Source organism: Streptomyces sp. NPDC033221 (assembly GCF_055577005.1).
The window spans coordinates 209,328-223,047 of sequence record NZ_JBVIQN010000003.1 but is presented as its reverse complement, the minus strand read 5'-3'; the positions used below and the strand labels follow the sequence as shown (position 1 = coordinate 223,047).

At 74.5% G+C, this 13,720-nt stretch carries 10 protein-coding genes and 1 tRNA gene; 2 read left to right on the top strand and 9 right to left on the bottom strand.

Features of this window, described 5'->3' with window-relative positions:
• Positions 1-55 precede the first annotated feature (55 nt).
• Positions 56-2,026 (bottom strand): putative bifunctional diguanylate cyclase/phosphodiesterase, encoded by a 1,971-nt coding sequence (locus ACZ53K_RS05005; protein WP_468832129.1) that lies wholly within the window; start codon positions 2,024-2,026, stop codon positions 56-58.
• A gap of 292 nt (positions 2,027-2,318) precedes the next feature.
• On the opposite strand from ACZ53K_RS05005, the gene ACZ53K_RS05000 reads away from it, so the two are divergent.
• Entirely contained in the window at positions 2,319-3,572 is a 1,254-nt protein-coding gene (locus tag ACZ53K_RS05000; RefSeq protein ID WP_468832128.1) for a M6 family metalloprotease domain-containing protein, read from the top strand.
• Between the two features lie 108 nt (positions 3,573-3,680).
• Here ACZ53K_RS05000 and ACZ53K_RS04995 read toward each other — a convergent pair.
• The 7 genes from ACZ53K_RS04995 to ACZ53K_RS04965 form a co-directional block, all read right to left on the bottom strand.
• Positions 3,681-3,754, bottom strand: a tRNA-Lys gene (locus ACZ53K_RS04995).
• A 142-nt stretch (positions 3,755-3,896) separates the two neighbouring features.
• Positions 3,897-4,667, bottom strand: coding sequence for a hypothetical protein (locus ACZ53K_RS04990; RefSeq protein ID WP_468832126.1), 771 nt, complete (start codon positions 4,665-4,667; stop codon positions 3,897-3,899).
• A gap of 166 nt (positions 4,668-4,833) precedes the next feature.
• Positions 4,834-5,220 carry a hypothetical protein gene (locus ACZ53K_RS04985; protein ID WP_468832125.1) on the bottom strand — a complete coding sequence of 129 codons (387 nt, stop codon included), beginning with the start codon at positions 5,218-5,220 and terminating at the stop codon, positions 4,834-4,836.
• A 293-nt stretch (positions 5,221-5,513) separates the two neighbouring features.
• Positions 5,514-6,863: an AAA domain-containing protein gene (locus tag ACZ53K_RS04980; protein ID WP_468832349.1), complete on the bottom strand. Its 1,350-nt coding sequence runs from the start codon at positions 6,861-6,863 to the stop codon at positions 5,514-5,516.
• A gap of 152 nt (positions 6,864-7,015) precedes the next feature.
• Entirely contained in the window at positions 7,016-8,569 is a 1,554-nt protein-coding gene (locus tag ACZ53K_RS04975; protein WP_468832123.1) for a hypothetical protein, read from the bottom strand.
• Positions 8,560-9,999, bottom strand: a complete 1,440-nt coding sequence (locus tag ACZ53K_RS04970) for a hypothetical protein (RefSeq protein WP_468832122.1) — start codon at positions 9,997-9,999, stop codon at positions 8,560-8,562. The genes ACZ53K_RS04975 and ACZ53K_RS04970 overlap by 10 nt, the downstream gene beginning before the upstream one ends.
• The gene (locus tag ACZ53K_RS04965) at positions 9,896-10,984 is read right to left on the bottom strand and encodes a phosphatase PAP2 family protein (RefSeq protein WP_468832121.1); all 1,089 of its coding nucleotides are present in this window, start codon (positions 10,982-10,984) and stop codon (positions 9,896-9,898) included. The genes ACZ53K_RS04970 and ACZ53K_RS04965 overlap by 104 nt, the downstream gene beginning before the upstream one ends.
• A gap of 307 nt (positions 10,985-11,291) precedes the next feature.
• On the opposite strand from ACZ53K_RS04965, the gene ACZ53K_RS04960 reads away from it, so the two are divergent.
• Positions 11,292-11,885, top strand: a complete 594-nt coding sequence (locus ACZ53K_RS04960; RefSeq protein ID WP_468832120.1) for a histidine phosphatase family protein — start codon at positions 11,292-11,294, stop codon at positions 11,883-11,885.
• A 49-nt stretch (positions 11,886-11,934) separates the two neighbouring features.
• On the opposite strand, the gene ACZ53K_RS04955 is transcribed toward ACZ53K_RS04960, so the two are convergent.
• Positions 11,935-13,581: a tetratricopeptide repeat protein gene (locus tag ACZ53K_RS04955; protein ID WP_468832118.1), complete on the bottom strand. Its 1,647-nt coding sequence runs from the start codon at positions 13,579-13,581 to the stop codon at positions 11,935-11,937.
• Positions 13,582-13,720: the final 139 nt, after the last annotated feature.

Here is a 13,720-nt window from a genome sequence, read left to right as displayed (position 1 = left end):
GATGCGTCGGAGCGGGCGGGGGAGTGTGCTGCTCCGCCCGCTCCCTCCGCAGCCGCTACGCGCCGGTCTGCCGCCCCGCGCCGATCAGGTCACAGACCCGGTCCGGGGGCACCGGGCGGGAGTACAGCCACCCCTGCCCGGTGTCGCAGCCGATACGACGCAACCGTTCCGCCTGTTCGGCGCTCTCCACGCACTCCGCCGTGACCGTCAGGCCCAGCCGGTGCGCGAGCGCGACCAGCGCCTCCACGATCGTCTCGTCCGCCGGGTTCGGGTGTTCCTGCGAGCGGAACCCCCGGACGAAGGAGCCGTCGAGCTTCAGTACGGACACCGGCAGCCGGCTGAGGTATGCCAGGTTCGAGTAACCGGTCCCGAAGTCGTCGATGGCGATCCGTACGCCCATCTCGCTCAGCGCCTGGAGCGCCTGGAGCGGGCGCCCGGCCGACCCCATCACGGCCGATTCGGTCAGCTCCAGCTGGAGCAGGGCCGGCGGCAGCCCGGTCTCGGCGAGGATGCCTGCCACGTCCGCGACCAGGTCGGAGTCCCACACCTGCCGTACGGCGACGTTGACGCTGACGAACAGCGGCTCGGCGCCCGGACGCGCCAGCTGCCAGGCGCGGGCCTGATGGCAGGCGCGGGCCAGCACCCAGCGGCCCAGCTCGACGATCGAGCCGTTCTCCTCCGCCAATCCGATGAACCGATTCGGCGACAGTGTGCCGAACTGCGGATGCCGCCAGCGCACCAGCGCCTCGACGCCCTGCGCCCGCCCGTCACCGAGCCCGACCAGCGGCTGGTACTCCAGCGTGAACTCACCGCGGTCCACCGCGGGCCGCAGGGTGCTGGACAGGGCCTGGCGGGTCATCCGGTGCGCGTTGCGCTCCGGGTCGAAGAGCGTCCAGCGGGCCTTGCCGTCCTCCTTCGCCCAGTACAGCGTGGTGTCCGCGGCCTGCATCAGACCGGTCGCGGTGGTGCCGGTCGCCGCGCGCTCCACGACGCCGATGCTCGCCGAGACGGAGAGCCGCTGCCCGGCCAGGTCGAACGGCCGCTGGAGCGCGTCCAGCACGCGCTGGGCCAGTTCGGCGAGTTGTTCGGTACCGGCCGAGTCCTCCACGAGGAGCGCGAACTCGTCGCCGCCCAGCCGCGCCACCAGGTGGCCGCTGCGGCCGCGTACCGCGCCGCGCTCGGTCAGGCTCTCGGCGCAGTGCGTCAGGCGCTGGGCCACCGCGCCCAGCAGCCGGTCGCCGACCCGGTGCCCGAGGGTGTCGTTGACGGCCTTGAAGCCGTCCAGGTCGAGGTAGCACAGGCCGACCCGGCCCGTACCGTGCTGCTCGAAGGCGGCCGACTCCAGCGCGCCCGCCAGCCGCTCGAAGAACAGCGCGCGGTTGGGCAGCCGGGTCACCGGGTCGTGCATCTGGAGGTGGCGCAGCCGGGCCAGCAGGTCGTGCCGGTCGCTGATGTCCGAGACGGACAGCAGGACGCAGTCCTCGTCCGGCAGCGGCTCGACCGTCACCTCGGCCCACAGGAACTGCCCGTCGGGATGTTTGAGTCGTCGGGTGCACCGCAGCCGGTCGCTGTGGCCGCGCAGCACCTCGCGGTACGCGGCCCAGATGCGCGGGTCGGTGCCCAGTTCGGTCAGGTCGGCGGCGGTCGCCGCGACCAGTTCGTCCGGCGCCGCGCCGACCAGTTCGCCGAAGGCGGGGTTGGCGGCGAGGATCAGGCCCTCGCGGTTCAGTACGGCCAGTGGCGCGCGGGCGGCCCGGAAGGCGGCGCGGTAGTCGCGCAGCGAGGCCGCCGAGCCGTCACCAACGTCCGGTTCGCCGCGGGCGCCCGTCCGCTGGTCGTCGTGGGCGCCGGGCCGGGTGCGTCCGTCGGCCGCGGTGGGGCCGCCGGTGTGTTCCGGGCCGGAGGCGCCGTCCTGGCCTCCGGCGGATTCATTGGTCGGTTCATTACGCTCCGTCACCGCGGAGAGCGTCGTTCCGGGCGCGCGGCCCGTGCCGCCGGGGTATCCGCTCACTGCTCGCTCCCGCATGGCGCTTGTCTCGTGATGGAGGGGGGAATCCGCGCTGGAAAGTGTGGCGATCATAGAGGCTGCCGCAAGGGCGTAGCCAGCGACGTAACCGTGATCATCGGCACCCATGGCGGAAGTTTGGCCATTTTCGTCCGGCTGTGTTCGTGCGTATCCGGTCAACGATCGATAGTGACTTTCCGTTACGGGGTGGGGAGTTGGGCCGGTCACTCGTCTGGGGCCCCGGAACTGGGCGGAATCCGGCAAACCATCACAAGGTGGTGAGGGTGCTCCGAATCCGTACCGGGAGGTCGATGTGCCACGCGCCCAGCCACCTCCGGAGGTGGAACGTCAGGTACTGCGCCGGGTGGCCGCGGTGGCCACCTCCCTCAGCGCGGTCATAGCCACCTCCGTCATCGCCGGCCCCGCCACCGCGTCCGAGGGAACACCGCCCTGCGCCCTGACCCGCACCGACGCACACCACTCCGAGGGCCTGGACACCTGGAACCGCGCCTACCCCCGTCCGGCCCGCACACTCGACGCCGTCATGGTCTTCCTGTCCTTCCCGGACTCCGAACCCGTCGCCGATACCCGTGAACTGGCCGCGGACTACTTCCCGGCCACCTCCCGCTTCTTCGGGCGCGCGTCCTACGGCCGCTTCACCCTGCGCCCCGACATCCAGCGCCGCTGGGTGCGGATGCCCCAGACCTCCAGCACCTACGGCATACGCCGGGACTGGGACGCCGACCGCCGCGCCGCCTACCTCCGCGACGCCGTCGCGGCCGCCGACGGCTCGGTGGACTTCAGCCGCTACGACGTCGTCTACCTCGTCGCCGACCCGGACGCGGCCGGCGTCGACTCCGACGCCACCAAGGTCGTCAACCTCGACCGGCCGCTGCGCGCCGACGAAGCGGACCTCAGCCGGTTCGTCACCGTCTTCGAGCAGAGCCCACCGGACCGCAACGTGCTGGCCCACGAGACCGGCCATGTCTTCGACCTGCCGGACCTCTACCACCGGCCCCGGGACGGCAAGGGCGACTGGGACACCTACGTGGGCGACTGGGACCTCATGGGCAGCCAGTTCGGCCTCGCCCCGGACCCCTTCGGCTGGCACAAGTGGAAGGTCGGCTGGCTCGGCGACCGCCAGGTGACGTGCGTCTCCCCCGCCAAGGAGCGGCGCGCCACCGTGCACACCCTGCGGCCGCTGTCGGCCCCCATGGGGCCGGGCGACGAGCGGCGGGCACGGCTCCTGGTCGTACGCACCGGACCACGCGACGCGCTGGCCATCGAGGCACGCGGCGCGGTCGGCAACGATCACGACGTCTGCACCGAGGGCGTGCTGGTCTACCGCGTACACAGCGAGACCGCGTCCGGGAGCGGTCCGGTGGAGGTGCTGGACGGCCACCCCGGTACCGAGGCGTGTTGGGGGACTTCCGTATTCCCCCGGCTTGCTGATGCGCCGCTCGGCGCGGGCGAAAGCCTGGACGACGCCGAGGACGGGGTCCGGGTACAGGTGTACGGGCGGTCGTCCTCGGGGGACTGGACGGTCAAGGTGGGCCGGAGCGGCTGAGACGGTGCGCTCGTCCCTCCTGCCCCTTCCGTTTCTCCTGTCCCTCCCGCTCCGGTTTTCCGGCGCACGAAGAAGGCCCCCACCGAGGTGGGGGCCTTCTTCTGTCGGTGCGCCGCCAGGGACTCGAACCCCGGACCCGCTGATTAAGAGTCAGCTGCTCTAACCAACTGAGCTAGCGGCGCCTGCTGACGTGGAAAACATTAGCATCCTGATCGGGCGGCGCAAAAATCGATTCCGCCGGACCGGCCCCGCACCGGGGTGTGCGGGGCGCGGCGGCCTCGCCGGGCCCGGTTTCCGGGGCCGTCCGGGCGACGGTGGCGCTGGTCACAGGGGTGGGAGCGGTGGCGCCGTTCGGGTGGCGGTGGCGCGGCGGGCGGCCCGTATGCAGGCCCAGAGGAGGGCGCCGGGGCCGGGGAGCCAGGGGTGGCGCACGTCCGGGGCGACAAGCCAGCGGGAGGCGGCGAGGTCGGGCGTGGGGTCTTCGGGGTCGGCGCCGGGGCCGGGGGCGGCTGCCGCGGTGCTGAGGGGGCCGTACTGGGCGGTGAGCGTGCTGTGGGGGGTGTGCTGGGAGGCCGGGTGCGGGGTCGGGTGTGAGGTTGGGTGGGACTCCGGGCCGGGCTTCAGGTGGGGCTCCAGGTCGGGCTCCGGCTGTGGTGACCGGTGCGCGGGCTGGTGCGGGAAGAGGGGCGGCACGGTCACCGCGTCGCCCGGGCCGTGGCAGAGCAGCGGCGGTACGGAGCCGGACCACTCCTCCCAGCCGAGCAGGGCGGGCAGCCGCCGGGCCGTGCCGGGCTCCGTGAACAGCAGGATGCGGCCGCGGTGGGTGGCGACCGGGCCGGAGCCGGGCCCCGCGGTCCATAAGCGGTCCACCAGGTCGCGGCCGAAGAGCGCGGGCGCGTTGATCACGTCGAAGACGGTGCCGCACGGCAGGGTGCTCGGGGCGTCCGGGCGGGACGCCCACCGGGCGTGCACGGTCTCCGGGCACGGGGCGGCGGAGGCGAGCCAGTCGGCGCCGGCGAGCGTGACGAACGACGCGGAGTGGAACGTGGTGGCGGGCGCGGGACGGCGGGGGTGCCCGGAGGGCCAGTCGCTCATGGGCCCTGGTCTACCGGTATCAGGCGTTCCGTTTCTGCGGAATGGCTGAAATCGGGACAGGACGGGTCGGTGTGGGGTATGTTTCCGCGCCCGCATATGCCAGCGGCCCATGATCAACCTGGCTGGTCATGGGCCGGGGGCCAAGCGGGGGCCCGAGCTGAACCGTTCAGTCCGTGGCGTCCAGGCGGCTGCCGCCACCGCTGCGCAGCAGGCCGCGGCCGAACTCGACCATCTTCGCCGCGTAGTCCTCGGTCCAGTCGGCGCGCTCGGCGATCACGGAGAGCGGCAGCCGGTCGAAGCGCCGCGGGTCGGCCAGGTGGGCCGCCGCCATCGCCTGGAACTCCGTGGCCCGGTCCGCCGCCGCGCGGAAGGCCAGCGTCAGCTCGGTGGAGCGGGCGAGCAGCTCCTTAGGGTCCTCGATGGACTCCAGGTCGAAGAAGTGTTCGGGATCGGATGTGGCTTCCGGAGGCTCGAAGAGCAGCGGAGCCGGTTTCAGGCGCCGGGACGCGGGGGCCGTCCCGCGCGGGTCGGAAGCCGGTTGCGGCTCGGACATGTACGTACCTCCTGGATCGTGTGCCGCGTTCCATTGTCCCGCGCCGCGCAAGTGCGCCTGGGGATGCGCCCTTACGGGGGCTCGCCCGCCCATCGGGAGCGGCGCGCCACGTGCCGCGCGCCCCTGCCCCGCGCCCGCACCGCCACCGTACGTCCGTAAGCGGCGCACGGCGGCGGCAATGCGCCGCGCCGGCCGATGCGCGCCCTGCTCGTTGCTGTCTGCTGTCTGCTGTCTGCTATGGCTGTTGGTGTTTGCCGTGCCGGACGGAGCAGGCCCGCGGCAGTGCCTGCCGCTCAAGGCCGCCAGGGCACCCGGTGCTCGTTCAGATGGGCCAGTACCGCGTGGTTCGCCTCCCAGCCGTCCGGGAACTTGACCGTGACGCCCAGTTGCACGGGCTCCGCCGAGGGGTGCTCGTCCAGCAACTCCGGTACGCCCGCCCGGCAGACCACGATGCAGGCATGCCGGTGGCGCGAGGCCAGGACGCACAGCCGGCCCGTCTCCAGATGGAAGGCGGTCGCGTCGGGGCGGCCGGAGAGCGGGTGGAGGAAGACCGTGACGTCGAACTCCCGTCCCTGCAGCCGGTTTGCGGTGTCCACCGCGACACCGCTGACCCCGAGCCCGGCCAGCGCGGCCCGGACCGCCGCCGCCTGGTCGCGGTGGGCCGTGCCGACCGCGATCCGGCCGGCCGTCAGCGGCGCCGGCTCGGGGGAGCGCTCGCTGGTCGCCGCGCCGCCCCGGTCGAGCAGCCGCCGCACCACCCGGGCGATGGCGTGCACTGCCTCCGGGTCCGTACGCGGGGTGTGGCGGGCGGGCAGTTCGAGCAGCCCCCAGCCGGACTCGGCGGCCTCGTCCAGTACGCGGTCCACGCCCGAACCGTCGGACGGCACGCCGAACGCGAGCCGCCGGTCGCCGTGGTCCGTACCGCTGCGGAACGGTGTGTACGGATAGAACGCGTCGGAGACCAGCCGCGCCGCGGAGGCCGGCAGCCGCCACGACACCGGCAGCCGGTGCTGCGGCAGGCCGGGATTGTGCGCGAGCAGGGTCGTCACGGCGCTGGCCGACGGGTCGTAGGCCAGCCCGGCCCACTGGCCGGCGCCCACCACGCTGAACGGGTCCAACTGCCCCGGATCGCCCACGAACAGCGCCCGCTCGAACAGGCCGCCGACGGCCAGCAGCGCGTCCGAACGCATCTGGTACGCCTCGTCCACGATGGCGTGCTGCCACGGCTCGTCGACCTTCGTGTACGCCCACTTGGCGGCCGTCGAGACGACGATGTCCAGTCCGGCCAGGTCGGCGACCTTCGACGACGTACGGACGGCGGGCAGCTCCGCGAGCGCGGGGTCGAACGCGCCCGGCTCGCTGCTGTGCAACCGGCCGACCGGCAGCTCGGGGTCCTTCTCGGCGATCCGCAGTACCAGATCGTCCACCTGCGCGTTGGTCTGCGCGACGATCATCAGCGGGCGTCCGGCCGCGGCCAGTTCGCGGGCCGCCCGCACCACCAGGGTCGACTTGCCCGCGCCCGGCGGCGAGTCGACGACGACGCCGCGGTGCGTGCCGTACAGCGTGCTGTGCACGATCGCGTCGGTGGCCTCGGCCGCCGCCGCGCCGGGGTCGAAGGGCGCGGCACCCGGGGCGGAGGGCATCGCGTTCGGGGTGGCGTGCGCGGTGCTCGGGGCGGGGTGCGTCGCGCCGTCCGGCCGCCGCGCGGCGGGCACGTCGGAGGGTGTGGGCTCGTCGGGGTGCGCGAGCGCGTCGGGATGCGCGGGCTCGTCGGGGTGCGCGGGGCGGGCCTCGGTCACAGGAAGTCCTCCGCGGTGACGGGATCGGGCAGGTCCGCGGGCCGTACGGCGGTGTCGGCCGCGGGCGGCCCGCCGTGTGTCCACGGTGTGTCCTCGGGGTCGGGGAGCTCCGGGCCGCCGCGCGGCTGGTGCTCGAACAGGGTCCAGCACACCCGGTCGCCCGGCTCCGGGACCGACCCGGGCTCCGGGGTCTTCCCCCGCCCCATCCCGCCGGTCAGCCGGACGACCAGCCCGCCCGGCCCGTCCGTCGTGTACGCGATGAACTCGGCGGGCTGGGCCTTCCCCTCCGGCAGCGGGCGGTACAGCTTGCCGCCCTCGGCCAGCTGCGGCCGGTCGTCGGTCCACAGCGTGACCAGCGGGCGCGGCATCGGCCGCTTGCCCTGCGAATACGCCATCTCGACCGCGGTCACCTCGCCGACCAGCGCCTCTCCGGTGAGCCGCCGGCCCGCCATGACCAGCGGGTCGTCCAGTGCCTCCTGCGCGTCCAGCTGCGCCTGCGCGGTCTCCCGGGAGGACAGCTTCTGCGCGGCCGTGATCGCGTCGTCCCGCTTGGGCTGCGGCGGCTCACCGGTCCGTACCCGGTCGCGGTGCGCGGTGTACGACCAGCGGTCGCGCTTCCAGCGGTCGGCCACCCGGGAGCCCTCCGGCAGGCCGCGCAGCAGATCGATGCCCTGCCACACGGCGTCCCAGGTGGGTCGCAGCTGGCTCTCGACCAGGCCGCGGATCTCGTCCTCGGCGCCGGGCAGCCCTGCGTCGTAACGGGCCATCGCCGGGGCGAGGCGCTTGTTGTCGAAGGCCGGGTCCGTGGCCGGTCCGGCGGGCGGGCACAGCAGTTGGCCGTCCGCGTCCCGTGCCGTCTCGGCGCGCTGCGCGGCCGTCGCGCCGTGCTCGCCCCCGGGAGGGTCTATCCAGGCGAGCAGCGCGCCCAGGTGCTGGTCCTCCAGGTTGCTCTGACCGGTCGCCCAGTGGCGGCTGAGCAGCCCGGTCATCGGCAGCAGCAGGCTCGCGCCGGGCACCCGGGCCCGCTCGCCGAAGTGGGTGAACCAGCGGCCCAGCAGCGGCACATGAGGAGGCGCCGGGTGCGGTGTGTCCGGTTCCTGTTCGGCGGTCCGCCGGAACCGCATGGACCGGCCCAGCAGGCGTACGTACTCCACGCCGGCCGCGCTCGGCACGACGACCTGCGGCGCGTCCGCGCACAGCTCGACCTCGACCGGGACCTTCTTGCCCGTCTCGGGGTCGGTCTCCTTGCGTTCCTCCAGCTCGACGGTGTCCGCGTACCCGTCCACGTACGGCAGGACGGTCTCGGCCAGCTCGGCGAGGAACGCGAACCGCAGGTCACGGTCGCGCGGCTGCGGCACGGCGAGCAGCAGCGGCTTCTCGCGGTCCGTACCGATCAGGGCGCCCAGCGGGGCGCCCGCCTCACCCGAGGTCGTCAACGGGACGAACACCAGCGGACGGGCGGACAGATGGCGGTGCCGGACCGTCGTCAGCGGCTGGGCACGGCCCGCCGCCACGGCTTCCATCCTGGCGAGCACCTCGATCAGCGACATGCCGCCACCCCCTGGGCGCCGTCGGCCCGGCTCTGGTCCCGGCCGTCGGCCCCGTCCTCGGTCCGTTCCCCGGCGCGGTCCGTCCGCTCTCCGGCGCGGCCCGCCGCGTCCCTGGCGGTGCCGTATCCGGCGGCGGCCAGGGCTTCGGCGCGCAGGGCGGCCGCGCGGCGCAGCGCTTCGGCGGCGGGGGCGTCCGCATTGGCGGCGGTGTCGGTGTCGGTAGGTGTGCTGGTATCGGTGCCCGGGGCCGAAGGGCAGGCGGTCGCCCCCGGGAGGCCGGGCGCCGCGTCCGTCGCGCTCTCCGTACGCGCTGCCGCCAGCACCTCCTCGACAGTACGCAGCCCGCCCAGCTCACCGCGCACCCCGCGGCCCAGCGACTCCACGGCGCCTGCCGCGCGGGCCCGCCCGCGGCAGTGGAAGGCCAGCTCGCAGGCGGCCAGGCACTCCGGGGCGTAGGCCGCGTCCACGGACTCGACCGCCTCGGTCAGCTCGGCGGCGGACCGCGTCACGGTCTTCCCGTCGTCCGCGAGGCGCAGGTCGAAGGTGGTGCCGGGCGGGAGGGCCCCGGCGATCTCCTCGACCTGGGTGAGGCGCCGCAACTGACGTCGTGTCGTCGCCAGTTGTTTACGGATGTCGACGGCCTCGGCGGTGGGGAGGTTCGCGAAGTCCTTCGGGCAGACCAGCAGTGCCCGGTCCCGCACCGTCACCGTACGGCCCGTACTGGCATGCACCTGCCCGGCCACCCGCTCCAGCGCGAGGACGTACACAGCCGCCTGCCGGGCCGCGGCGCCGACCTTGGCCGGATCGGCGGAACCGTCGATCATCGGGAAGGACTTGATCTCCACGACCGTCCAGCCGCCGTCCGGATGCACCACGACCGCGTCCGGCTCCAGATACGCGGGCGACCCGGCCACGTCCAGGGTGATCAACGGATGGTCCAGCAGCGTCCAGCCGCCGGTCGCGGTGGCCTCGCGCAAGGCCAGAGCCGTACGGGCGGCCCGCCCTTCGGGGCCGGCGGCGGACAGGTCCGGGACGGCGGTCCGGCCGGGCTCGGGGGCCTCCGCGCCGCCCCCTACGCGCTCGTGGACCAGCCGCATCAGGTCCGCGCCGCCGTCCGCCTTGACGCGGGCCTCGAAGGAGTTGCCCCGGGCCAGCGCGAACTGTGACTGCCCGAAGGCCGCGGGTGAACCGAGGGCGCCCGCGAGGGCCGCCTTGTCGACCCCGGCGCCGTCCAGCAGCGCGCGGCGGCGGCAGCCGGGGTTGGCGGCCAGCGCGGCGAGCGAGCGGGCGTCCAGCGGCCGCGGCCGCACGCCGGGGCCGCGCAGCTCACTGAGCCGCTGTCGCAACCCCGTCGTCGGCTGCGGCCGCGGCGGCGGCTGCTCCGGCGGCCGGTCGGCCGCGGCGGGTCGGCTGTCGCGGAAAACGTTCACCCGCGGAAGTCTGGCATCCGCCACTGACATTCGCGTGGACACCCGTCGCCCGAGCGGCCGGAAGGTCGGCCGCCGAGCCCATGACCAGGCCGTCTCCGGCACCCGCCGCGCTTGTAGCGCCCGCCGCGCCGACCGTGCCCGCCGCGCTCGTGGCGTTCGCCGTTCCCGCCGCGCCGACCGCGCCCGTCGCCCCCATGCGCGTCCCGGTCCGCCCGCCGGCCCGGAACCGCCCGCGCACGCCGTCCGCGAGCCGCAGCGCCGGGCGGGTCAGCAGCAGCCCCAGCCCCATCACGGCCGTACCGGCCAGCGCGTCGAGCAGGTAGTGGTTGGCGGTGCCCATCACGACCAGCACGATGAGCAGCGGATACGCCGCGCCGAGGCCCCGCGTCACCGGCGACCGGCCGTGCCGCCACAGCACCACGCCGCACCACAGCGCCCATCCCACATGGAGGCTGGGCATCGCCGCGAACTGGTTCGTCATGCCGCCGAGCCCGCGCGGCGCGCTCGCGTCGCCGCCCCACCATCCGTACGAGGAGAACTGCGCCATGGTGTCGGCGAAGCCGCTGCCCGCCTCCAGCAGGCGCGGCGGCGCGGTCGGCAGCAGCGTGAAGCCGATCAGCCCGATGAGGGTGGCCAGCATGAGCCACGTACGAAGTGCGCGGTAGCGCTCGGGGCGCCGGTTCCACAGCCAGATGAGGACGGCGGGTGTGACCAGGTAGTGCAGTGAGGCGTACGCGAAGTCGGCGGGGATGCCGATGGCGGGCGTGGCGGTGAAGAAGCGGTTCAGCGCGGGTTCCGGATCGAGCCGCAGCACCTCCTCCCACCGGAGGATCGTTTCACCGTGTCCCGCGGCGGTGTGCGCGTCCCCGCGGGCCACGAGGCGGCCCGCGGAGTAGGCCACGTACACGAGGGCCAGCAGGGGCAGTTCCGTCCACCAGCGCGGCCGGCTGCCGGCAGCCGCGAGGCGGCGCGCTACGGCGTCCATCGTGGTCGTTCTCCAACATGCGATGCCCGTGGCGGATCGGTCGCGGGCCTGGTACGAGGGGTGCGCGGCTCGGCGCGGCACCCGCCGGCGCGAAAAACGCCGACCCTCCACCGTACGCCGTATGGCTGGATGCTTCCGGCGGGGAGGGCCCGCCCCGGGAAGTCAGGGCGATGCGCGATGATGGAACGGACGGCCACCGCCACATGGCGGCATGAGCCGGTCACCATCGAGCACCAGTCGAACAAAAAGAGTTCCGAAGCGGACTCCGACAACGGAAAAGCCGAGCAATCGGCCAGAGGTATTTCCCATGGCACCGCGCATTCTGCTGGCCCGGCACGGGCAGACGGAGTGGTCCCTGTCCGGCAAGCACACCGGACGTACGGACATTCCGCTCCTGGAGGAGGGCCGCCGCGGCGCCAAGCTCCTGGGCGAGCGGCTGCACCGCGCGCCCTGGAACGGCCTGCCGGACGTCGAGGTCCGCACCAGCCCCCTGATGCGCGCGAAGGAGACCTGTCAGCTGGCCGGCTTCGGCGACCGCGCCCAGGACTGGGACGCGCTGATGGAGGTCGATTACGGCGCGTACGAGGGCCTGACGCCGGCCGACATCAAGGCCGGCCGCCCGGACTGGCTGATCTGGCGCGACGGCGTCCCCGAGGGCGAGACGCTGGCCGAGGTCGCGGCACGGGCCGACGAGGTCGTGGAGTGGGCCCGCTCGGCCGACCGCGACGTCCTGGTCTTCGCCCACGGCCACATCCTGCGCTCCCTGGGAGCCCGCTGGCTCGGCCTGGACGTCTCCTTCGCCGCCCGCATCCGCCTGGAGCCGACGTCCCTGTCGGTGCTGGGCTGGGCGTACGGGGAACCGGCGATCGAGCGCTGGAACGACACCGGCCACCTGGGCTGAACCCCCGTGCCGTGGGGCTGCGAGGAGCCGGAGCCTGCGCCCCGCCCGGTCAGACCGTATGCGCATCCGTCTGCGACCCCGGCCCTGACCATGCCCCCGGGCCCCGCCTCGCCCCCGGACCGTACGCCGTCCGCCGCCCGCCCTTCCCGGCCGTCGTCCGCACGGGCGGCCGGGTGGCGGCGTGCCGGTCCAGGAACGCGCCGACCTCGCCGCCCGTCCGTCCCGCCCCGTCGCGGTACGGCCGCAGCGCCCGCGCCGTCGAGTCCAGCATCGTCCGGATACGGGCCGACCGGACGTCCTCCAGGAGGATCAGCGCCCGCGTCCCGGCCGTGGCGGCCTCCTCCGGGGCCCGGCTGTGCGCGAGATCACCCGCGAGTTCCGCGGTGAACAGGGCGATGTTCCGCGTGAAGTGCGGGTCCTGGAGCGCCACCGCCCGGCGCGCGTACGTCGCCGCGCGCCCCTGCTCGCCCAGCGCGGACCAGCACTGCGCCTCCAGCCCCGCCAGCTCGGCCTCCCCGTAGAAGGACATCCACGCCGGATCGTCGTCGGACGGCCCCCGGGCGAAGAGCCGCTGGGCCCGCAGCAGCGCCTGCTCGCAGCTCCTGCGGTCGCCCAGCCCGGCCCAGCCGCCCGCCTCGCGCAGCGCCAGGAGGGACAGCAGGCGCGGCGACCCGAGGTGCTTCGCCGCCTGCTGCGCGGCCTGCGCGGCTCGTACGGCCTCCCGGGGGCGGTTCGCGTCGCGTGCCAGGAAGGCGGTGTTGCAGAAGGCGTGCGCCTCCAGGGCGGCGTCCCCGGCGACGCGGGCGGTGGCCAGTGCCTCGGCGTAGTGCGACCGGGCGTCGCCGAACCGGCCCGAGTCGTGGGCCAGCCAGCCGACGGAGATGGCCAGTTCGCCCGCGCCCGTGTGCAGGCGGTCGCTGACGGAGCCGCGGTGCACCCCGGCGTCCAGCAGCTCGTACGCGGTGCGCAGCGGCTTCGCGGCGCGCCGGTACAGGCCCTCCCCGCCGTGCCGGTCGTCCAGCAGCCGGATGCGGCGCACCGCCTCTTCCACGGCCGCTGCCTCGGACTCGCCGGCCCGCCCGGGGCCGTCCGCCGAGGAAGGGCCCGGTACGCGGGGCACGCCGCCCGGTACGCGGGGCCCGGCCGCCGCCTCCGGGACGAACGGTGACAGGGCGGTGAGCCCCAGCGCGGCGGCCGGGCCGCCGGTGATGAACGCGCGACGCAGCACGTCGCTCTCCTTGCGGGTCGAGAAGTCCGTATCGCGATGCCCGGGGCCGGCCCCGGGCCCTGCCGGGTCTCCGGCGGCCGGCCCGGAGCCCGTCCGTGCGCCGGGAAGCGCCCCGGTGTGCCCCGCCCCCGTACCGGCGTCCCCCGGTGCCGTACGGGCCTGGGCCGTACGGGCCCGCCGCCCGCGTACCGACTCGCGCGGCGCGAACCCCAGGTCCGCGAGGGCGAGCCCGGGGAACATGTGCCGGAACACCCGTTCGTAGGCGTAATTCGGGCACCGGATCTCGCCGGCCTCGACGCGGCCCACGTATCGGGCGTCGCACGCGACCTGTTCCCCGATCTCGCGCGCGGCGCGGCGCACCGCCGCCGCGAACTCACCCGGCGACAGGCGGCCGCGCAACTGCCGGAAGGCGCGGTTGGGCTGGGCGGGAACGTGGGACGACGCTGATCTCGCGGCTGGCGACGCCATGGCAGATCCTCCGTGCCGTCTCCGTGGCGGTGCCGCGGCCTGGCGGTGCGGCGGGACGACGGTACTAGCTGTGACGTGGCCGACACGCAGGGTTTGCCTACAAACCGGATATCTCACGCACGATCCGCCATGAAGTGCC

What these genes read in the sequence shown, in the direction of transcription:
- ACZ53K_RS05005 (WP_468832129.1), bottom strand. Translation starts at nt 2,026, where the DNA reads ATGCGGGAGCGAGCAGTGAGCGGATACCCCGGCGGCACGGGCCGCGCG.
- ACZ53K_RS04990 (WP_468832126.1), bottom strand. Translation starts at nt 4,667, where the DNA reads ATGAGCGACTGGCCCTCCGGGCACCCCCGCCGTCCCGCGCCCGCCACC.
- ACZ53K_RS04985 (WP_468832125.1), bottom strand. Translation starts at nt 5,220, where the DNA reads ATGTCCGAGCCGCAACCGGCTTCCGACCCGCGCGGGACGGCCCCCGCG.
- ACZ53K_RS04980 (WP_468832349.1), bottom strand. Translation starts at nt 6,863, where the DNA reads ATGCCCTCCGCCCCGGGTGCCGCGCCCTTCGACCCCGGCGCGGCGGCG.
- ACZ53K_RS04975 (WP_468832123.1), bottom strand. Translation starts at nt 8,569, where the DNA reads ATGTCGCTGATCGAGGTGCTCGCCAGGATGGAAGCCGTGGCGGCGGGC.
- ACZ53K_RS04965 (WP_468832121.1), bottom strand. Translation starts at nt 10,984, where the DNA reads ATGGACGCCGTAGCGCGCCGCCTCGCGGCTGCCGGCAGCCGGCCGCGC.
- ACZ53K_RS04960 (WP_468832120.1), top strand. Translation starts at nt 11,292, where the DNA reads ATGGCACCGCGCATTCTGCTGGCCCGGCACGGGCAGACGGAGTGGTCC.
- ACZ53K_RS04955 (WP_468832118.1), bottom strand. Translation starts at nt 13,581, where the DNA reads ATGGCGTCGCCAGCCGCGAGATCAGCGTCGTCCCACGTTCCCGCCCAG.